21 protein-coding genes are annotated in these 20165 nt (G+C 48.2%); 9 read left to right on the plus strand and 12 right to left on the minus strand.

The window, feature by feature from the left end:
* The first annotated feature begins 173 nt into the window (after window positions 1-173).
* Both MHI45_RS17480 and MHI45_RS17485 read left to right on the plus strand, forming a co-directional pair.
* The gene (locus MHI45_RS17480; protein ID WP_076113575.1) at window positions 174-1364 is read left to right on the plus strand and encodes an MFS transporter; all 1191 of its coding nucleotides are present in this window, start codon (window positions 174-176) and stop codon (window positions 1362-1364) included.
* A 202-nt stretch (window positions 1365-1566) separates the two neighbouring features.
* Window positions 1567-2430 (plus strand): type II CAAX endopeptidase family protein, encoded by an 864-nt coding sequence (locus MHI45_RS17485; protein ID WP_076113561.1) that lies wholly within the window; start codon window positions 1567-1569, stop codon window positions 2428-2430.
* Window positions 2431-2557: 127 nt separating this feature from the next.
* Here the strand turns inward: MHI45_RS17485 and MHI45_RS17490 are convergent, their stop codons facing one another.
* Window positions 2558-3685, minus strand: a complete 1128-nt coding sequence (locus MHI45_RS17490) for a kanamycin nucleotidyltransferase C-terminal domain-containing protein (RefSeq protein ID WP_341119239.1) — start codon at window positions 3683-3685, stop codon at window positions 2558-2560.
* A gap of 474 nt (window positions 3686-4159) precedes the next feature.
* Window positions 4160-5029, minus strand: a complete 870-nt coding sequence (locus tag MHI45_RS17495; RefSeq protein ID WP_076113563.1) for an SMI1/KNR4 family protein — start codon at window positions 5027-5029, stop codon at window positions 4160-4162.
* A 190-nt stretch (window positions 5030-5219) separates the two neighbouring features.
* Here MHI45_RS17495 and MHI45_RS17500 point away from each other — a divergent pair, with 190 nt between their 5' ends.
* On the plus strand, window positions 5220-6107 hold the full coding sequence (locus tag MHI45_RS17500; protein WP_256718234.1) for a helix-turn-helix transcriptional regulator: 888 nt from the start codon (window positions 5220-5222) through the stop codon (window positions 6105-6107).
* 35 nt (window positions 6108-6142) lie between these two features.
* Window positions 6143-6700 (plus strand): DUF5823 family protein, encoded by a 558-nt coding sequence (locus MHI45_RS17505; protein ID WP_076113565.1) that lies wholly within the window; start codon window positions 6143-6145, stop codon window positions 6698-6700.
* A 95-nt stretch (window positions 6701-6795) separates the two neighbouring features.
* On the opposite strand, the gene MHI45_RS17510 is transcribed toward MHI45_RS17505, so the two are convergent.
* Window positions 6796-8502 (minus strand): ABC transporter ATP-binding protein, encoded by a 1707-nt coding sequence (locus tag MHI45_RS17510; protein ID WP_076113566.1) that lies wholly within the window; start codon window positions 8500-8502, stop codon window positions 6796-6798.
* A 419-nt stretch (window positions 8503-8921) separates the two neighbouring features.
* Between MHI45_RS17510 and MHI45_RS17515 the strand changes: the two genes are divergently transcribed.
* Complete coding sequence (locus tag MHI45_RS17515; RefSeq protein ID WP_076113567.1) at window positions 8922-9719, plus strand: AIM24 family protein; 798 nt, start codon at window positions 8922-8924, stop codon at window positions 9717-9719.
* Window positions 9720-9815: 96 nt separating this feature from the next.
* Here MHI45_RS17515 and MHI45_RS17520 read toward each other — a convergent pair whose 3' ends face one another.
* The 3 genes from MHI45_RS17520 to MHI45_RS17530 all read right to left on the minus strand — a co-directional run bounded on the left by MHI45_RS17520 (window position 9816) and on the right by MHI45_RS17530 (window position 12231).
* Window positions 9816-10622, minus strand: a complete 807-nt coding sequence (locus MHI45_RS17520; protein ID WP_076113568.1) for an anti-sigma factor — start codon at window positions 10620-10622, stop codon at window positions 9816-9818.
* Window positions 10615-11193 carry an RNA polymerase sigma factor gene (locus MHI45_RS17525; protein WP_076113569.1) on the minus strand — a complete coding sequence of 193 codons (579 nt, stop codon included), beginning with the start codon at window positions 11191-11193 and terminating at the stop codon, window positions 10615-10617. The genes MHI45_RS17520 and MHI45_RS17525 overlap by 8 nt, the downstream gene beginning before the upstream one ends.
* 207 nt (window positions 11194-11400) lie before the next feature.
* Window positions 11401-12231 (minus strand): sugar phosphate isomerase/epimerase family protein, encoded by an 831-nt coding sequence (locus tag MHI45_RS17530; protein WP_076113570.1) that lies wholly within the window; start codon window positions 12229-12231, stop codon window positions 11401-11403.
* A gap of 192 nt (window positions 12232-12423) precedes the next feature.
* On the opposite strand from MHI45_RS17530, the gene MHI45_RS17535 reads away from it, so the two are divergent.
* Together MHI45_RS17535 and MHI45_RS17540 are read left to right on the plus strand one after the other, a co-directional pair.
* Window positions 12424-12639: a hypothetical protein gene (locus MHI45_RS17535; RefSeq protein ID WP_076113571.1), complete on the plus strand. Its 216-nt coding sequence runs from the start codon at window positions 12424-12426 to the stop codon at window positions 12637-12639.
* Between the two features lie 52 nt (window positions 12640-12691).
* Entirely contained in the window at window positions 12692-13360 is a 669-nt protein-coding gene (locus MHI45_RS17540; RefSeq protein WP_038601151.1) for an HAD family hydrolase, read from the plus strand.
* A 60-nt stretch (window positions 13361-13420) separates the two neighbouring features.
* Here MHI45_RS17540 and MHI45_RS17545 read toward each other — a convergent pair whose 3' ends face one another.
* The 3 genes from MHI45_RS17545 to MHI45_RS17555 all read right to left on the minus strand — a co-directional run bounded on the left by MHI45_RS17545 (window position 13421) and on the right by MHI45_RS17555 (window position 16300).
* Window positions 13421-13762, minus strand: a complete 342-nt coding sequence (locus MHI45_RS17545; RefSeq protein ID WP_076113576.1) for a zinc ribbon domain-containing protein YjdM — start codon at window positions 13760-13762, stop codon at window positions 13421-13423.
* 138 nt (window positions 13763-13900) lie between these two features.
* Entirely contained in the window at window positions 13901-15136 is a 1236-nt protein-coding gene (locus MHI45_RS17550; protein WP_341119240.1) for a glycosyltransferase family 8 protein, read from the minus strand.
* 120 nt (window positions 15137-15256) lie between these two features.
* Window positions 15257-16300, minus strand: a complete 1044-nt coding sequence (locus MHI45_RS17555; RefSeq protein ID WP_076114524.1) for a sugar phosphate nucleotidyltransferase — start codon at window positions 16298-16300, stop codon at window positions 15257-15259.
* Window positions 16301-16605: 305 nt separating this feature from the next.
* On the opposite strand from MHI45_RS17555, the gene MHI45_RS17560 reads away from it, so the two are divergent.
* Window positions 16606-17145: a MerR family transcriptional regulator gene (locus MHI45_RS17560; protein ID WP_076114523.1), complete on the plus strand. Its 540-nt coding sequence runs from the start codon at window positions 16606-16608 to the stop codon at window positions 17143-17145.
* Window positions 17146-17318: 173 nt separating this feature from the next.
* Here MHI45_RS17560 and MHI45_RS17565 read toward each other — a convergent pair whose 3' ends face one another.
* Together MHI45_RS17565 and MHI45_RS17570 are read right to left on the minus strand one after the other, a co-directional pair.
* On the minus strand, window positions 17319-17603 hold the full coding sequence (locus MHI45_RS17565; protein WP_076114522.1) for an alpha/beta-type small acid-soluble spore protein: 285 nt from the start codon (window positions 17601-17603) through the stop codon (window positions 17319-17321).
* Between the two features lie 53 nt (window positions 17604-17656).
* Window positions 17657-18358 (minus strand): ArsR/SmtB family transcription factor, encoded by a 702-nt coding sequence (locus MHI45_RS17570; protein ID WP_076114521.1) that lies wholly within the window; start codon window positions 18356-18358, stop codon window positions 17657-17659.
* A 98-nt stretch (window positions 18359-18456) separates the two neighbouring features.
* On the opposite strand from MHI45_RS17570, the gene MHI45_RS17575 reads away from it, so the two are divergent.
* On the plus strand, window positions 18457-19077 hold the full coding sequence (locus MHI45_RS17575) for a flavin reductase family protein (RefSeq protein ID WP_076114520.1): 621 nt from the start codon (window positions 18457-18459) through the stop codon (window positions 19075-19077).
* A gap of 80 nt (window positions 19078-19157) precedes the next feature.
* Here the strand turns inward: MHI45_RS17575 and hprK are convergent, their stop codons facing one another.
* Window positions 19158-20075: an HPr(Ser) kinase/phosphatase gene (gene hprK / locus MHI45_RS17580; protein WP_038598019.1), complete on the minus strand. Its 918-nt coding sequence runs from the start codon at window positions 20073-20075 to the stop codon at window positions 19158-19160.
* Window positions 20076-20165: the final 90 nt, after the last annotated feature.

Genomic DNA, 20165 nt, shown 5'->3' on the forward strand with positions numbered 1-20165 from the left:
GACTCAACTCCTTGACAGACAGCATTTTATAGTAGTATATTTTCTAAGACTAATTATGTACCAATCAGTATGTTATTATCAAATTACTCAATACTAAATTCATGGAGGTATTAGCTTTGAAGAAGCTTGATGCAGAAACGAAGTTCATTGCAGTAGAGGATACAGGCACCGGATTGGAGCCAACTCAAGCAGAAGCACCCCGCTCTGCAATCCCCCATTATGTGCCGCTCTTGTTTGCCATCGCCTGTGGACTCGCTGTCGCCAATATTTATTACGCACAGCCTTTGCTTGACGCTATTGCGGATGAGTTCCGCATCCCTCATTCATCCGCCGGAATCGTTATTACAATCACACAAGCATGTTACGCCCTGGGACTGCTGCTGCTGGTGCCGCTCGGTGATCTTCTGAACCGGCGCTCGCTGATCGCCGGACAGATGCTTTTATCCGTCCTGGCTTTGATTCTGGTGGGGACTGCCTCTTCCAGCATCGTGTTGTTCATAGGAATGGCCACGGTTGGCCTGCTCGCCGTAGTGACGCAGACGCTCGTTGCGTTCGCGGCAACCCTTGCGGCGCCAGCCGAGCGCGGACGTGTCGTCGGTCTCGTAACCAGTGGAATCGTCATCGGCATTCTGCTTGCACGGACGTTTGCCGGCCTATTGACGGATTTAGCCGGCTGGCGCTCTGTTTACATAGTCTCTGCCGGACTATCGCTGTTTATGGCTGGCGTATTGTTCCGGGTACTGCCTCATGATGAGCACGAAAGAGAGTCATTATCCTATCTACAGCTGCTGCGCTCTACACTCACCTTGTTCTTGCAGGAACGAGTCCTGCGCATTCGTGCTGCCCTCGCCCTGATGATTTTCACTGCTTTCAGTATCCTATGGACCTCGCTTGTGCTGCCGCTTAGTGCTCCGCCGCTTTCTCTTTCACACACTGCAATTGGAGCGTTTGGCCTAGCTGGAGCTGCCGGTGCGTTAGCGGCAGCGCGGGCAGGGCGGCTTGCGGATCGGGGATTAGGACAGCGGACCACCGGCGCGGCACTGATTCTGCTGCTTGTGTCATGGCTGCCTATCAGTTATACCGAACATTCGCTTTGGGCCTTAATCGCTGGTATCCTCCTGCTTGATCTGGCAGTGCAAGCGGTACATGTCACCAACCAGAGCATGATTCTCTCTGTGCGGCCTGAAGCGCGAAGCCGGCTTACCGCCGGTTACATGATTTTTTATTCCATCGGCAGCGCCACCGGGTCCATTGCATCGACCACGATCTATGAGCACATGGGCTGGAACGGAGTATGCTTGCTGGGCGCAGTTGTCAGTGCATTGGCCCTGCTCTTCTGGGCATTGACCCGCCGATTGTACTGATTCCAACATCACAAATTAACCCCTCTATAGCTCGCAGAAGCTCTCCAACACCAACATTAGCATGCCTGCCTAGACTCTTACCCCGATTTCTACTGGGCCTCAGACCAGTCGAAAGACTGGGCGGAGGTTGGTTCAGCTCAGGGTGGAGGGATTGCTATACTATTCCATGGATATACATACATTGGAAAAAGAGGGGTTATTCATGAAAAGCAAACTGGCCAGCACACCTGTCTCCGCTTCGGGCGGACAGGAAGAACGAATGCGATTTGCCCGTCGGGGACTTCTCCTTTTTTTCACCCTGCTCATTCCCATCTCTGTCATTGGTTATATTCTGGGCATGAAAAACCCCGCTTTTATACTGCTTCTGATGTGGGCACCGGGCCTTGCCTCAATCTTCGCCCGGTTGATCCTGCGCGAAGGGATCGCTGATATCTCCTTAAGAGTAGGCGGACGCCGATCGTTAAAGAGACTACCTTTTGTACTTCTGTTTCCCGTCTTCATTGGCCTGGTGGCCTACGGTATTGCCTGGATCACTGGACTGGTGCAATATGTTACGCCTGAAACCTATATTAAGGCTCCCCCTGCTGTAGTCTTCACGGCACTTCTTCTGGTGCAAATGGTCGCCGGTACCGCAATGGGGCTGATCGGCAGCATCGGCGAGGAATTGGGCTGGCGGGGTTATATGCTGACACGGCTGATCGACGCGCGTGTTCCTTACCCGATATTGACGAGCGGGATCATCTGGGGACTATGGCATCTTCCCTTAATAATTGCTGGACTCTATTATTCCGGCCCCTATCTCGCTCTCTCCATCATATTATTTATGGTTACGGTAACCTCATTCGGATATATCATTGGACGTCTGCGCCTCACTACCGGCAGCGTCTGGCCTGCAATCTTCCTGCATGCTTCTTGGAATGCAGTGATCCAAAATGTCTTTGATACCTTCTCTGAAGGGGATCAAGCGCTATTATGGACGGGCGAGTCCGGCGTATTCGTGGCTCTTGCCCTGCTGGTAGCGGCATTGACCCTTTCACGCATACCGATGAATGTAAAAAGACTGTGAAGATGGAAATGCGGATTAAATCGCAGAATTACCATATTTTCTATACAGCGAAATAGATTATGACTTTAAAAAGACACAAAAAGCACCCATCCCTTTAAGGATGAGTGCTTTGCTCCCGCAGAATAAATTATGCTGTTGCGTATTTCCCCTTTAGAAATGCTTCAAATTCTTCAATATCCGCGAAGCGGTTGATCTCCACTCCCTTGGAGCGGAAAAGCCCTTCCAAATCAGCGTTTAACCGTTCCACAGCGGTTTGTAACGGTGATAGGTCATCCGGGTTCAGCAATCCAGCCAGCTCCGGGAATCCCAACCGCCGGTATACGTTCTCATAAGCCGAATGAAGCATCAAATCGCTGGGCCAGATTCCCGTCTCGGCAAGAAATAAAAAACTGGCGATCTCCTCCTGTGCCTGTATGGCGGAAAAGAATGCCGTATCATAATCATTCCTTTCGCAAGCGGTAATGATTTTGTCCAGAACGCCCTTCACCTCTTCATAACAACCCTTCATGCGGTCGGGGTAAGAAGGTGCGTCATAACCCATTTCCTGCTCCGCTGACAGAATAGCAAATATACCCGCTACCAGTTCCTCACAAGCTTCTACAATCTCGCTTGTTACGCTGCTGCGCATAATGGTTTCCATCAGCGGCTCCAGGCCGGGCGGTTGTAACGGAAGACTGAGAACTTGCTCCCGGTTCTTACCGAAGCCGCTTTTATAATATGTTCCATTCAGCAACGCCAGGCTTTGCAGCCCCATCGTTAATAAGCCGTACGCTTCTGTTCTGTAATACGCTATATTCTCGGATGCACCGGCGCGGCAAAGTTTATACAAATGTGTGTATACATTGCAGAACTCGGCTTCTGCTTTTCCGACCCTGTTGCGTCTATTTTCCGGGGATTGCATGCTGGAAATAGGTTCACGCAGCTTCATGAATCTTTCCCGGTCTTCCTCTGAGCGCACGCACAGCAGCTTGCAGTCAGCGATAATCGAAGTTTTGAATTCCTCAAATGAGGCCATGCTTGCCGCACGTTCCCAACTGATTGGCCAAAAGTCGAAACTGATGTCATCAATAATAAACTGAATGCTTGCCCCGTAACCTTCAGGCGTAGCCGGAATGAAAAAGAAGTCCAGGTCCGAGCGTTTAGTAGCCGTCCCTTGAGCATATGACCCGTAATAAGCAACCAGCGCGATATCTTCGGAATAGACTTTTTCAATTTGATGTACAAGCGTCTTGGCAACATCAAACACATTCAACATTTTATTTCCTCCCGTTGTGTAAGCCTTGCCCCGTCATCATATCAAAGTTTAATCCACCCGTTTAGGCAGAGTTCAGCTATAATTTTTGTCTACTGTCCAGAAGAACCGGCTATATAGTTTGAACTTTAGATCTTTTATTTTGGGTTATTATCGTAACTGCGGTGAATGTTTGGACTTCCGGCCGCTGTTGTCTGCAGATTTCTTGGTTTTATTCCGCTCTAAGCGGTTGAAATCCACAGACTGCCTATGCTTTCGAAGAGAGCTTTCCTACGGAAAGCTTTCAGGCGGACGCTATCGCTCCTACAGTTCCAAACTTCCCCTCCGTCACTTCCACCTTTTTTTATTTTCCAAGTTCAATCTATATATGTCCCTTCTTATCAGTTGCAAAAAGGCCCTCCTTATAGAGAGCCTTTGCATTGAAACTATTCAGCATGACGTCATTACACTGAACTGCACGATTCTATCCGCGGCAACTCAGTTCTCCGCACTCACCAGTCCGCGAATAAAGGCCTCAAAGTTATTGGCCAGCTTCGTGATCTTGTAGTTATTATCCTTGTCCACATGAACAACCTCCGGTTCGCCGTCATTGCCGGATGAGCGGTAATCCAGCATTACTACTTCATGCTCTGCGGCAGGGGTGTCGCAAATGACTACGCCAATCTCAGGGTATCCGCCCTCTTCAATCCTAACCCGGCTGCCCGCAGCTCCGCACAGCGATTGACTCTTATCCCGTCCAATGCCCAGAAACCCGGAAATTTCGAGATCCTCTTGTCCTAAAGGAACACGAGTGTTGTGTGGAATTCCTCCGTTATGTAATTTCATCATGGAAGTATAGAACGCCGGCAGTTTGAAGACCAATTCTTCCTCTACGGAAGCAATCAGCTCATCCGAAGGCGGCTCTGATACGTAGGTATCGAGTGCATACTCGCTGTCATCCCAAAAGTTCGAGAAGTCGAATTTCTGTACAGGCTTCTTGACAGTGGACTTCTTCTTAGCGGCTTTACGGCGGCTGAGTGCCAGAAACTCCAGGGTATCTTCATCTTCAGGGTCCAGCTTGTCAGCGATTTCAAACTCTCTGATGGCTTCATCATATTGCTTCAGATAGTAATGGCAGAAGCCTACGCGGAAATGCCACAGCGGATCCTCTTCACCCTCTTCGGCGATTTCCTCAAAAAGCTCCAGTGCCTCTTCATAACGTCCGAGATTATTCAGCGCTCTGCCCAAGTGGCTATTCAGCACATAATCCCGTTCCTCCGGATCAATCTCTTCAATCGCATCGACGATCTCCTGAATCTCATCTTCTTCATGCCACAATTCCAGTTGTTCCAACAGATTTTCACTCATTATTTATGCCTCCCAGTTCGATAACTACTACCTATAGGAATTATACCATTTCCAGCCTGATTCCAGCCAACCAAGGACGAAGTGGAACTTTATGCTGCACCGGAAGACGCACAAGATGATGTTTAAATCATAGCAAGAATTATCAAAATCGGTTCAGATGTATGTTATATAGTATTACTTGCCGGAAGGGGTGAACACACTGTACTACCATTTGATCCATACGAGCATTGAGTATATTGAACAGCATCTCGAAGAGGAGCTCAGCCTGGAACGGATTGCACAAGAAGCGGGGTTCTCCAAGTATCACTTCCACCGGATTTTTCGTAAATATGTCGGCAAAAGTGTGTATGATCATATCCGCACCCGCAGGCTAAGCTGTGCGGCAAATCTCCTGCTTTATTCGGAGGAACGCATTCTTGACATCGCACTGCAATATGGATTTGAGAGCCAGGAAGCCTTTACCAGAGCTTTTAAAGAAATCTATGCTTTACCGCCTGCCCAATATAGAGCGCAGATGAAACTGCTGATTCAGGAAAGAGAGGTCTACACAATGTCAGAAATTAAAGGCTGGAAAGTTACCGGAACGACTCCGGAGAAGTATAAGGTGACGCTGGATACCCGAATCCACTATAAGACCACCCCCTCTGTCTGTCTGCAGTCTACGGCCGGAGAAACATTTGAGTTCAATGATTTCGGTACGGTGATGCAGCAATTCCAAGCCCAGCCGTATGCGGGAAAGCGGATGCGGTTTTCCGGCTTTGTCAGTACGGAGAGTGTCACCGACTGGTGCGGTTTATGGATGCGGATTGATGATAAGCTGCAGAACCTGTTAGCCTTCGACAACATGCAGCACAGAAGCATTCGGGGGACCACGGAATGGAACCATTACGCTTGTGTGCTGGATGTACCTCCCGAAGCCGTATGTATCAATATCGGAATCCTGTTGACAGGCCCCGGGAAGGTATGGCTGGGAGATTGTGAATTTGAAGAAGTAGGCAAGGATATCCCGGTAACGGATGGTCTGGTGGATGCAGAAGTCTTTCCGCCGGAACCGCAAAATCTGAAATTTGACCAATAGTTTCTTATACGGCATAGGTTTGGGGAGGCTGTAATTTGTTTTCCATCATTAGAGAAGTATTAAAGACAGGCATTAAACTTCTGACAGAACTGTTTTCAGGGGAATTACCCGGATATTTATATACATGCTGCATCGGACTTGCCCTGTATATCCTCATCTATTCCTATTGGGAGAAACGGGCGCAGTTCACTGCAGGAAGCTATTTGAAAAATCTTCTTATAGAGACAGCTTCCCACCTGATCGCCTGGATCGTGGCCATGCTTATAGCAAAGTTTTTTGCAGGTATTATCGACCAAGGGGTTGCTCCGATGGAGGACCGCACCTACTATACTGCCGGTATGCTTATGGTGATCGCGTATGATCTGTCCGTAGTTTTGTCACTGATTACCCGGAAATTGAACATCAAAAGAGATGCCGGGGAAATAAGCTCCTTTCTCTTCGGTCTGGGTCTGGCTTATGTTATCTTCCTGCTGGCCGGGGAGTATTGGTTTGCGGAGTTGACGATGTCACAGCCCTATCTGATCACCTTATCCATTGCCACCGCCATTTTTGCTGCACTGTTCAAGATCTCGCAAAGGGAAGAGTTTGGTTAGATACCCGGCAGCATCATGCTGGCGGAAGAATCCAGTGTTATTAGAGAGAAACGGCTACTGTTCTAATAAGAACGGTAGCCGTTTCTTCGATCCTTTTACTCCACAATTCCCCTGCCATTATTCCACAAGGCCCTGAAGGGAGCGCACTGTTCCATTAAGGACTCGAAATCTCCTTCGCCCGCAAGACAGCCGTTCTCCATCACAAGAATCTTGTCGACCTCTTTAATAAAATTCAGCCTATGGGCTATAATGATCACCGTTTTGTGCTGAAATTCGCGGAAGACCGTTTCCATGATGCTTTTCTCCGTAATATTATCGAGGGCTGATACCGGTTCATCCAGAATGACAACATTTCTCTTCTGCAAAATAGCCCGGGCAAAGGCTAACCGCTGTCTTTCGCCTCCCGACAATTTGAGGCCTTTCTCCCCTACCAGGGTGTCCAGCTTCTCCGGCAGCTGCAGCACCTTCTCCTTCAAATGAACTTTGTCCAGTACAGCATACAGCTCTTCATCCGGAAGGCTCTGCTCGAACACCATATTCCCCCGGATCGAATCGTCAAAAATCGGACTGTCCTGGGAGAGATAGGAGATATGTTCGTAATAGCTGTTCAGGCAAACTTGATCCAACTCCATGCCGTCGAGCAGCAGCTGGCCTCCGCTCTTTTTCAACAGTCCGGCCATTAATTTGATGATCGTCGATTTCCCGCTTCCGCTCAGTCCCACCAGAGCAACCGATGTTCCGGGCGCAATCGAAAAGGATAATTGCCGCAGAACCGGAACCTCTCCATATCCAAAAGACACATCTCTGAATTCAAAAGCACCCCGCAGCTCCGTAATTGCTGTTCCGGCCTCCAGATTCCGGTCCTCCGGCGCGTTGATGAACTGCTCAAACCGCTGGTAGGTTACCTTATTCAGCCGATAATTCACGAACAGCACATTGAAAATGGCAATCGGCGTATAAATTTTATCAATAAACATAAACAATGCGACCATCACCCCAAGGGAAGCCTGACCTGACACCACGTTCCTCACCCCGTAGATCAGCACAATCACTTTGATGACAGTAATAAACAGTTCGAAGATTGCAAAAAAGGACTCATGAATCATTTGCAGCTGAGCGCTTTTATGAATGATATTTCTTGCGGTATCACTTATTTTGCGGATCTCCTGCTCATACTTTCTGTTCGTCCGGAAGACGACCAGCTCCATAAATCCACGAATGGAATATCTGGACATCGCTTCTTGCTCTTGAAGTATGGTCGACTTGATCCGGTACAAAACTTTGAGCAATACGTTTGTGATCAGGAAGATCACGACATAGCCGGCAGCAATCACCAGCATGATCCGCATATCGTAGAAGCTGATGAAGATCAGGCTGAAGATTATCGTGGGCAGCAGCTCATGCAGGGTTTTGAGGAAAAAGGAGTATATAATGCTGTTGCCGGCCGCTGCGCCGTTCTCAATCACTTTGATCATTTGGCCTGTACCCATCTCCTGATAGGCCAGATAATCGATTTTGGATATTTTGGACAGTGCCAGGATCTTCAATCGCTCCGTGATGCTGTTCGACAGATGGGCGCTTGGATATTCATCTACATAGTTAAGGACGACCACCAGGCCCAGCAGTACCCCATAGCTCACAATAAAACCCGATATTTCTCCTAAAGATGTTCCTTCCACAGCCCTATCCAGGATCTCCTGAAAGACCACAATCCCCAGACTGCTTAAGAATTGAATGGCAAAACCTAAACTGATATACAGCACAATCCACCCTTTCAGATGGACAAGACATTTTCTCAACATCACAGATATCCCCAATCTTTCAAATGAAGTATATAAAAAAGCCGGGACTTCCCTCGCCGTTCAACTCCAGAGAACCCCCACAATTCAAAAATGTGTGGCCCAAAGTTAAACCGCTTAGTGTCCCGGCTCCGTAAAATGACTGCCCGACACCATTCCGAATGCTAGTAATAGTCGATCAAAGAGACAGACCGCCCCCTTGATAGCTGGTACGCGTGTTACCCAGCCCGATTACTAGTTCCTCGGAACGATACGGAAAGACATCCATTCACCTCATTTGTCAGATTCTCCATATTATATATTTCGTATTGTTATTATTCAAGAGTGAAAAGCAAGGATACTGCCCTTTCTTGTCGAATACCTATGCCTTGAAGGCAACTGCGTATTGTCACAATATCTGCGAGGGTGGAGGAGTGTATATTATGGCTTACACGATTAATAATCTGAAAGATAACAGCAATGTGGTGATTAAGGAGCAGCTTGGCGGATTTACGGTCATCGAATATAAAGAGGATCTGAGCAGCACCACACTGCTGGAAGCCCAAACCAACTTCTTCATGAGCAAAAGCAATATGCGCAACAAGCAGCTTATGATTGAACTGAGCAACAGCGAGGTTATGCTGAGCGCAGGGGCGATGCAATATATGATTGGCAATATTGAAATGACCTCCGGGGTTAAGGGTGTTGGAGGGCTCATGAGAAACATCGTCTCCAGTGCGGTGACCGGCACCACGGCAATCAAACCGCTTTACAAAGGTACGGGAACGATTCTGCTGGAGACCACCTATAAATATTTATGGCTGATTGATGTCGACAACGACCATATCGTCATTGACGATGGCATGTTCCTGGCTTGCGAGTCGACACTGGACATTGCTGTCACTGCGCGTAAGAACGCATCCTCTGCCGTACTCGGAGGAGAAGGACTGTTTAATCTAAGCGCCAAAGGAAAAGGCATCCTGGCACTGGAAGCACCAATTCCTTCCGAAGAAGCCGTCGTCATCGAATTGCAGAATGATGTACTGAAGGTGGATGGAAACTTTGCGTTAATGTGGTCCAATTCCCTGGACTTCACCGTCGAGAAATCCGGCAAAACCCGGATGGGCTCTGCGGCCTCCGGCGAGGGTCTGGTCAATGTATACCGGGGCACGGGTATGGTGTGGCTGGCACCGCTGATTCAGTACAAAAACAGTCTGTTCCAAGCGAATCCCACGTCTTGATCCGTAAACTAACTTATATTTTGAACAAGGGCCATCCGCTTGGATGGCCCATTGTCTTCTTCGGTATGCAGGGATTTAATTCCTATTCCTTCCCTGTTACCCTTTTTTTATCGGTGAGGTAAGGACCATCTGCCCCCGTGGTGTTTCTCCACCGGCATCTGGCTCAAGGGTGATCGCCACTGTATCGTATTCCTGCGGTTTGAATGAATAATAGAGCGCGCCACTCCCCTCACTAGATACAAAGGTTCCTGCATTCTGCGGGGTATCTCCCTTGATCAGCCATACCTGATACACTTCCGTTCCTGTCAGCTCCGGCAGATTCTCCGCTTGAACGACAAGATGTGTGCCGCTGCTGTCAACGACGATCGTTGCCAAACCGCTGGCCACAATATCCTTGGCCGCCGGACTCAGCGCGACCGACTCATCAACCTTAAGCTCCTGTGCCGGCTTTGTGCCGCCGGAAAGCTGCTGCTGGAGCTGGTCCACATCCTGCCGCAGCTGTCCCGCATAGATCATCATAATCAGCACCGCTGCGGCAAGACCCAGGCTTACGTACCGCCAGAACGGGATTTTTTTGGCGGGCGCTGCCGGGGGCACTGTCTTCACTTCCCGTTCTACAGGAAGTGCCTGGACCGGCTCCTCTTCTATTGAACGTTTGACCTGTGCCGGAGCATCCGCTACCAGTACCCGCGACATTATCCGTGACTTCATTCCCGAGGGCGGCTGAACAGGCTCGGAGGCAAGAGGAAGCAGGTCCATCACGCTGCGATATTCCTTCACCCGCTTGCTACAATCTGCGCACTCCATTAAATGAGCTTCGAATTTCTGCATTTCATCTTCAGGCAAGGCTTCCAGAACATACAATTCAACCAGTTCACATCTATCGTTCGTCTCTTCAGTCATGAACATGCTCCCTCCTTCCCCAATGGCTCAATCGCTTCTGGAGCTGTTTCATTGCCAATCTTACCCTGCTCTTGACCGTGCCCGGCGGAATGGATGCAAGGTCTGCTGCCTCCTGCTGGGTTAAGCCCTGATAATAGATCATATCCAGAACCTGCTGCTGATCCCTGCTCAGCTCTCTCAGTGCTGCCCTTACCTGCTCCCCGGCCATCAGCAGCCTGGCCGTTTCCTCGGTCATCGTCGCCTGATCCTGGATCAGCTCCAGACTCTCCGATCCGGCTTGCTGCGGAACCCTTGTGCTCCGCTTGCGAAGATGGTCTATGGCAATATTGCGGGTCACCGTGAACATCCAGGTGGTGAGCTTCCCCTTGGCCGCATCAAAGTGCTCTGCATTCTTCCAAATACGCAGGAACAGCTCCTGCATCACTTCCTCGGCCGCCATCGAGTCCTTTACTATCCGGTAGGCAAAGCTATAGATCACCTGTTCATATCGGTCGTAAAGCCTTTCGAGGGCATCCGGGTCTTTTTGCATTATGCGCTCAATCAATTGCCCATCGTCAGCTGTATCAAACAATCCCAGTCCTCCTTTTTCCCAGCGTTCCTCTACACTCATTCATTCAATTTTTCGCAAAAAGTTTTCTCACCCTGTGATCCAACTCTCAATATCCTGCGTTTCACTGAGTATAACTGCTTTTGATAAGCGGCTCAACTTTGATTGAAGGGGTGAGAAGATGAAAAGATTGCAAAGTAAAATGGTCATTCTTATGTTGTGTTTGAGTTTTTAGACCGGCTTCTTAGCCCAGCTGGAACGAAGCCACTCCGCCGATTGTTCCATGTAGCCCAAATGGTCCACTGCATCAAAATGCTCAATAGCCAGCGTATCATCGTAACCGCCTGCCTTCAGCCGGGTCAGAATCTCTTCAATCGGGATGAAGCCGTACCCGGCGGGCGATGGGAACAGCCGGGCTCCACTCATGGCCAGCTTCGGCATGCCCCCATTCTGTTCATCCAGTGAGCGGTCTTTGCAGTGGACATGGACGATTCTGTGCTTAAGCTTCTCATAGGCTTCCAGTTCATCCTCGCCACGGTAAATGAAATTCCCTGTATCAAAAGTGATGTGCAGCTTGGGCACCTGCTCCAGGAACCAGAGCAGTTCATCCGAGCCGGAGAACGGCGCGCGAATGTCATCGAAGTCCTCCATCGTCACAAGAATGCGCTTACGTTCGGCATAATCGCAAATAATGTTCAAGGTCCCGGCCATCTTCTGCAACGCCGTATTGCGCTCCTCGGCACTTGCTGTTTCATCCACGAATCCGGGGATAATGAGCACTTTCCCCGCTCCCAAATATTCCGCCGTGTCGATAAATTCAAACCCTGGCTTGGTATCGGGGTCATTTCCAAAATCAAAAAAGCCATACATCGACGCGACCGAAATACCCGCTTTTTCCAGCCGTTTCTTCATGACCTCCTTGCCGCAGCCTAAGGCCTCTTCCAGATCCAGCTCTACCGCACTGATGCCAAACTCATGTACTCTATTCAGTACTTCCTCCAATGTCAGCCCGGTTTGCTCGCTTGCCCTCACAATATGATTGTAAAACACAGATAGGTGCACAAGAAACCTCCTTTCATGTCATTCGGCTAGAAGCTGGCACTATTATATCACTTTAATTCACCCTAAATCACATGGGTCGAGGAACAGGGTAAAGCAATCCGCGACCACCCAAAATATTGAATAATGATTTAAATTATGTTAATATGCGAACACAAGTTCCTATTTATAGCTCAACTAGAGGGGAAATTCACTATGGAAAACAAAGATGATGCAGAAATGATCACTGACCGCCAGATCCTGGAATTAATGCAGGCTGTCAGGCAAAAGGACCCGGAGGCGATGCTGCAGCTTATTCAGCTCTATAAAGAAGATATAGTAAATATAAGCAAATTCATTCACATGCCCAAAGAAGATGCTGTTTCTGAAATCATCATTGAATTTCTGGAGTATATCCAACGGAGCGATTGATTCTGATATAATGTATTTTATTTCCTATACTAATTTATGGGGTGCTCTTTATATGTCAATTCAAGCCGTGTTATTTGATTTTGATGGGACGCTTGCCGATACTTTGCCGGTATCCTTCAGTGCCTTTAAAGCCGTGTTTAAGCAATACGATAATCGAGAGGTTACGAATGACGAACTGGTTGCCATGTTTGGCCCGACAGAGGAAGATATCATTGGTGGCAACTTCAAAGATAAAGCCTCCGTTCTGCAAGGTATTCACGATTATTACTCGTTATATGAGAAGGGGCATTTTGAAGAAGATTTCCAACCCGATCAGGGAATTATGGATCTGCTTCATTTATTGAAGGGACAAGGTGTGAAGCTTGCTGTAATCACGGGGAAAAGCAGACGCGCGTTTGAGATATCAACCGGGGCTTTGAACATGACGGACTTTTTTGATATCACGATTACAGGGGATGACGTGGATAGACCCAAGCCAGACCCCGAAGGTATACATAAAGCTTTGAACATACTGGGCCTTGATCCGGCAGAAGCTGTATTCGTAGGTGACAGCAATGCAGACATCCTCGCAGGCAAGGCTGCCGGACTGCGCACTTACGGTGTCCGCTGGTTATCCACTTTCCAGAGCCTGGTCTACGATGTTTCGCCGGATGGCATTTTCAGCAATGTGGACGAATTCCGTGAACTTCTTGCTAAAGAGATCCGCATTCAAGATAATTAAGGGTTGGAAGATGCACAAAAGCGGCCAGCGAATGTTATCGCTGAAGCCGCTTTTGTCTTTTTATACCTTTTTCACAAACTCCGATTTTAATTTCATGGCCCCAAACCCGTCAATTTTGCAGTCAATATCATGATCTCCGTCAATCAGACGAATATTTTTTACTTTTGTGCCTATTTTCACGACCAAAGACGTCCCTTTAACTTTCAGGTCTTTAATCACTGTTATCGTGTCGCCATCGTTCAGGACATTTCCATTGGAGTCTTTAACAATCTTTTGATCTTCGCTGTCCCCGGCTTCTGCTTCCAGACTCCATTCATGGGCACATTCCGGGCATACGAGCAAGCTGCCATCCTCGTAAGTGTATTCCGAATTACATTTTGGACATTTTGGTAAATACGACATAGTATTGTTGTTCCCCATTTGCTGTTTTTCTATATAGTCCCATAATCCTTCCCTATTGGCAATCCTTAAAGAAACCACTCCTGAGCGGAGTGGTTTCTTTAGATACCGGATCACTGGACAGATCCTTGGCACAGGTCCTTATGAGGTACGCTTTAACGAACGTTTTCTTCTTATCACATGAATTCTCTTTTTTCTGGCCAAACGTTGTCTTCTCATTGCCAATTTGCGTGCTTTTCTCTTCTTTGCACGATGTCCTTTAATCAGCCTTACCCGCTTGAGAGAGCGGAATTTGAGACGGATCAATCTTTTTCTTCTCAGTCTTAACTTTAACCGTAACACTCTGCGGCGTTTCAGTCTGTGCCGCTTTACGGGAGCCGGTGGGGCCACCTCAGGGACTAGTGGTGGTGGCGGTGGCGGCGGTGGTGGTGGCGGTGGCGGTGGCGGCGGCGGTGGAAGCAGTATTTCTGCAGGCTGATGCACCTCTTCCACATGCTGTACCTCTTCTACATGATGGATTTCTTCTACATGATGGATTTCCTGAGCGGGTGGCTCAGGGGCGATGTAGACCGGCTCCGGTTCATAAACTGGCTCTGGTGTGAATTCTTTAGACCAGGGAGTCATGGAAAGGAACCTATTGTACAGCGGTGATGCGGGAGACTCCGGCTCCCACCATTTGGTGTCTCCGGCGAAATGAACAATTTTATTATTTAAATCCAGTTCATCATGGGCAAACGTATTAAACCGCAGATCCATTTGCAAAAAGTTGGAGCTGTACACGGCATTCAGAACATCCTGATCAGGCATGGTCATCGTTGGATAATAGCGCAAGAAATGAAGCATTTCTCCATACCAGTTCGGATGCTTGCGGATATTGTCCAGTTGGAACAGAATGACTCCCGAGTTGAAATACACCTCCGCATTTAATCCAAGTGAAATAAAGTACTCCAGCATATTTTCGCCCTGATCCAGTACTGCGCCCAAATAGCGTTCTCCCAGATCGACGCTCCACAATTCGTTAATATCCATATTGACCAAAATGTCGCAGTCCAGATAAATAACCCTGTCAACCTGAAGAATTAGCGGAAACAACAAACGGTACATACTGGCTATCGTCCAATAGTCGATTTTTTGCACACCGGACGCAACCTCTTTCAAGTCCTCAGGAACAGTAACATGATAAAAATAAATGTTGTGATAGAATGTTTCCACCAGCTGGGTAAGCTTCCACTTGTTTTCTTCGCTTAAGGTATCATCGTGCACAATGTGCACATTGATCGGTTGCTGGGTATTGGAAAAGATTGATGCAAGTACAACACCCGCATGTTCGGTATAGCTCCCGTCTTTGTCATTGATCGTCAAAACCAGCTCAATCATTCTCAAGGATCACCTGCCCTTAAAAGTATACTTCTGCACATTTGTCTGATGCATTAGACTACTTTAAGTGTATGTTTATCCCTGTGTCTGGATTGGACTATTCCCCAGTACGTATCTAATTTATTTTGAATCGTCGTTTTGCGGGTCAGAATGGAGTCTTGTGACCGTTGAACGATCACCCAGTATATGACGCGCCGGCTGCTCCTGAATTTCCTGTTCGGCCAGATGAACATGTGATCCAAACACACTTCCCGCCGCATGAACATGGGACAACCGCACCTCATCCGTCAAAATACTATTGGTCAGAATGCTATCTTCGACGACACAATTCGGCCCAATATACACATGGGGTCCAATCACACTGTTCATTATGAGGGCGGTTGGATCAACAATGACGGGAGGAATCCACTGAACCTTACTGTCCGGATCAGAGCGGTCTGCAAAGTTCTTTGGATCATGATCCATCTTATAGCGATTCGCCTCAAGCCAGCGTTCATGGGTACCGATATCAAAAAATGGCGCTTCCGTCACACTGTACGCCACATGCCCGCCTTGTGAGATGATCATTTGAATGGCATCGGTCAACTCATACTCTCCGCGGGGAGAAGGTGTAAGTCTCTCAATGACCGGCCAGATTGCCGCAGTTAAAGCATAGACGCCGACAATAGCCAAGTTGGATTTCGGAGATTTCGGCTTCTCCTCCAGACTGACAATTTGCTGATCCTCAATCACAGCAACACCAAATTGACTGGGGTCCTCGACCCGCTGAAGCAATATCGAAGCCTCAGAATGATCCGCGTCCAGTGAGCGGATCAAGGGCTCTATATCCCCCTCATATAAATTATCGCCAAGCATCAATACAAAAGGAGAATCCGCCATAAAAGACTTTGCACTTTTGACCGCATCCGCCAGACCCTTAGCTTCATCTTGCAGCAGAAAGGTTAAAGAGGCGTTCCACCGCTCCCCATCCCCGATCGTTTCCCGGATCTCCCCTTGTGTAGCGTTCACTACGATTCCAATATCGGTAATACCGGCCGCAACAAGCTTCTTAATGATGGAGACAAGAATATACTCCCCGTTAACAGGCAACAAGCATTTGGGTTTGGTATAAGTCGAAGGCCGAAGTCTCGTTCCCTTGCCGGCACATAAGATTAATCCTTTCATAACCATCCTCCTCACTCTTAAAATCTGCAATCTTTGAAACTCGGTGAATGGAGTCTCTTTATATTTTATGCACAAGCTGTGAAGGGGCTTGGGTATATAATAAGCAGCAATAACCTATTAATCTATCATCGACTTTGACTGCACGAAATGGCCTTTTTTGTAGAACAGTATCCTTCATCTAACCGTAGGTTTGCTCGTAATAGCACTTTGTTTAGCGAATAGGCACCTCCTTTGTCACCCTTGCAGGGAGTCGCTTAAGGACAACGAATTGGTTATAGCAAACACCCCGAAGCGGAGGAATCGAAATGGAAATGTTAAAAACAAAGGAAGCCGCAGAACTGCTGTCCGTTAGCCAGACGACAATCAAACGTTGGGCCGCCATGTTCCCTAATTTCTTTCCAAAGGACCGATTTGGGCACTACATCTTCACCGGGCAGGAAATCGGCCTGCTAAAATCTATTAAAGAGCGAATCGAGCATGGGGAGACCTTGGATAGTATTAATCTGGCGGGTAACAAACAACCTGAGCCGGCAGAGCCGCTGCAGGATATGCGCCGCCTGCACACACCGGATAAGCCTATGGAAGAGCTGTTATCCCGCATCGTTCATATTGAACACTCCCTTGACCAGAAAGCCGACGAAGTGGTCTCGGTTCAACTGCTCCGGCAGCGTGAAGAACTCGAGGACCTGCGCCAGATGATCCAGCAATTGGCTGTATCCATAGAAACGATCCAGAAACCAACCAGCAAAACATCGTCCTCTGAAGAGATGCGCGCTATTGCCACCGCCAAGCTTCAGGCTCCACCCAGAAAGCGCGGCCTTTTGCGCACTTTATTCTCACTGTAACGTACATGCAGCCCGAGTCCTGATGAATACAGCACTCGGGCTGCTGCTTGTGAACGCAAAAAACCGTCCCCAGAGGGACGGAGTTAGCTACATTAAGAATGATGTCTTGATTTCACTTCTATTCACGGTAAGCACGGAAGCCTATATAGCTGCTGCTGCAGCTTCATCCCACCCTAGGTTTGGTCTTTGTTCGCAAGCTGCTCCTGGGCAAGACGGACCATTTCCCGGACCATCGCGCCGCCGATTTTTCCGCCAATATGCCCGGCTGATTCGGTAGTCAGACCGCCATTATTACCTGGCTGCAAAGGGATACCCAGCTCTTTGGCCACTTCGTATTTTACGTCGTCCGGGTGGTTGGGATCAACGGCATAACCTTCGCTCTTCATCACATCTGCTTTGAACGTCTGCATCCCCTGCGCAGCCCCTGGCACGGCATATCTTCTATTTCTTCTGGCCATCCTCATGCACTCCCTTGATGTCTTTACCCTAACATACCCTGAAGGCCTGAGAGTTATCCCTGTTCATCCTCAACATCCAATGAAAAGACTTCCTTGAAGCCCCTTTTGCCCTCAGAAGTAATCTTTATGGCTCGTGTATTCGGCAGACGCTGCACCCAATTCACCTCTAACAGCTTCTCCAGAAGAGCATTCCCTAATGCTCCGGCAAGGTGATGCCGTCTTTCACTCCAATCCAGACATTTGTGTGAAAATGAGCGGCGTTTTTTCTTAACCTGTTCAAGGTCTATTTGAAAGCTTGCAAAAAAATCCTCCCCGTCTTCAGTTACAGCAAACCCTTCCTTATCTTCACGCAGAATACCTGCTCTAAGGAGGGCATTGGTTAATTGAACCCCTATACTCCCGGCGAGATGATCATAACAAGTTCTTGCGTAACGCAGTGCTTTATCCTCTGAAGCTTGTCTTAAAGACTTAATTTGAGCGGGTGGAGCGAGTGATAACAAGGATTCCATCACCTGGGCTACTTCTTGATTTCGAATCCCATAGTACCGGTGTCTCCCTTGTTTCTCAACGGCAACTACGTTAGCATTGACCATTTTTGCTAAATGGAAACTTGCTGTTTGAGGCTGGATGCCTGCCATATAGGCTAACTCACTTGCTGCATGAAACCTTCCATCCAGTAAAACAGTTAATATTGCTGCACGGGAAGTTTCGCTCACCAGAGAAGCAATCACAGCTACATTCGAATTTGCTTTCATTTTCGCCCTCCATTTTTGCATTCCACACTTCGATGATGATTGAACTATTTATATTATACAATTAGGGAGGATGTATACAAATAGGAGGAGAACAACTAATGAACAATACGAACCAGATGCCACAGACAGAAGTGATTACACCTAAAATTCTCTATTATGGAACTCCGGTCATTTTGCTAAATACATTAAATGAAGATGGAACAGTAAATATTAGTCCTATTTCTTCATCATGGGCATTGGGAGATTGTATTGTACTAGGGGTTGGAGTGGAGGGGAAAGCGCTTGAAAATTTAGAGCGGCTTCCTGAGTGTGTAATTAATATTCCGAGCCCTTCCCTTTGGGAGAATGTAGAACAATTAGCGCCTTATACCGGCAAAAATCCCGTTCCAGAACATAAACAGAAATATGGATTTTCCTATCAAAAAGATAAATATGCTATAAGTGGATTGACTCCTGCCCAGTCTATAGCGGTACAACCTGCACGAATTATGGAATGCCCGCTACAAATTGAAGCTCGCGTAAAAAACATTCGAATTCCTGAGCATTCTCCGGACTTTGCTATTATTGAGACCCAAGCTGTGCATGTACATGCGCATAAAGAAATTATCCTTGAAGGAGATCATATCGATCCGCAAAAATGGAGTCCGTTAATCTATAATTTCCGTCATTATTTCGGCCTGGGTCATCAGCTCGGTAAAACCTTTCGGTCAGAAACATAAAGCGCAGACATTCCATAAAAAAGAAGACAGACTGCCAAGGGTATCCTTCGCAGTCTGTCTTTCTACCCTATTCCCTAGGCTCACGGCTGCATCCCATCTTCGATCCGCTTCATGAAATCTTCAACGGCGCTGTAGCCGAGCTGCTTCAGGTACCAATTGTTAGCGGCTGCCTCGATCAGACCGGCAACATCACGGCCCGGCTGAAGCTGGACCTCGATATGCGGAATTTGGACACCAAGATATTCGGTGAACTGAGGAACCAGCTCCAGCTCATTATTCAGAGAATTTTCCCGCCATGGGGACAGCTCAATGTCGAGTACGATTCGCGTCTCGTCCTGAAAAGCCCTGCGCCCGTATTGGCGTACGACATTAATCAGCCCGATGCTCCGCAGCGCCAGGAACTCGCGTGTTGTCTCATTATGCGTCCCGAGCAGCGTAGCCGGCCCCAACTTCTTAAGCACCACTATATCGTCCGCCACGAAGCGGTGGCCTCTTCTAATAAGCGTGTGTGCGGTTTCGCTTTTGCCGATCCCGGACTTGCCCCTGAGCAGAATACCTATGCCCGATACGTTGACACATACGCCATGGATCGACAGCTCGGGCGCCAGTGTCTTCACCAGATAGCTGTCCAGCTTGGCGATGAACTCGGTTGTCGTATCTGCTGTCCGCAGCAGGGGAATGCCCTCCTGGTCGCAGAACAGGGTCAGATAAGGGATCTCCTGCTGGCCTGTCGTCACAATGAAACACGGCGGATGATATTTGACGATATTCCCGATATGCAGCCTGCGTTCTTCTACGCTTAGCGTCAATAAATAATTAATTTCCTTGCGCCCGAGCACTTGCACCCGCTCCATGGGAAAGAAATCAAAATACCCCACAAACTCAAGCCCCGGTCTATGCGTCCGCGGACGGGTAATTAAACGGTCCATACGGCTGGAACCCGCAAGCACCTCCAAATGAAACTTTTCCGTAAGGCTTTGAACGGTGATCGACTTCATATTGTTCTCCTCCTGCGGCTAGGGCGTATCTGGATACGCCTACTATTCAATAGTACGGTTTCGGATATATTCAACAGCCGAATGGTACTT

It is taken from the genome of Paenibacillus sp. FSL H3-0321 (assembly GCF_038002865.1).
Taxonomy (GTDB): Bacteria; Bacillota; Bacilli; order Paenibacillales; family Paenibacillaceae; genus Paenibacillus_AQ.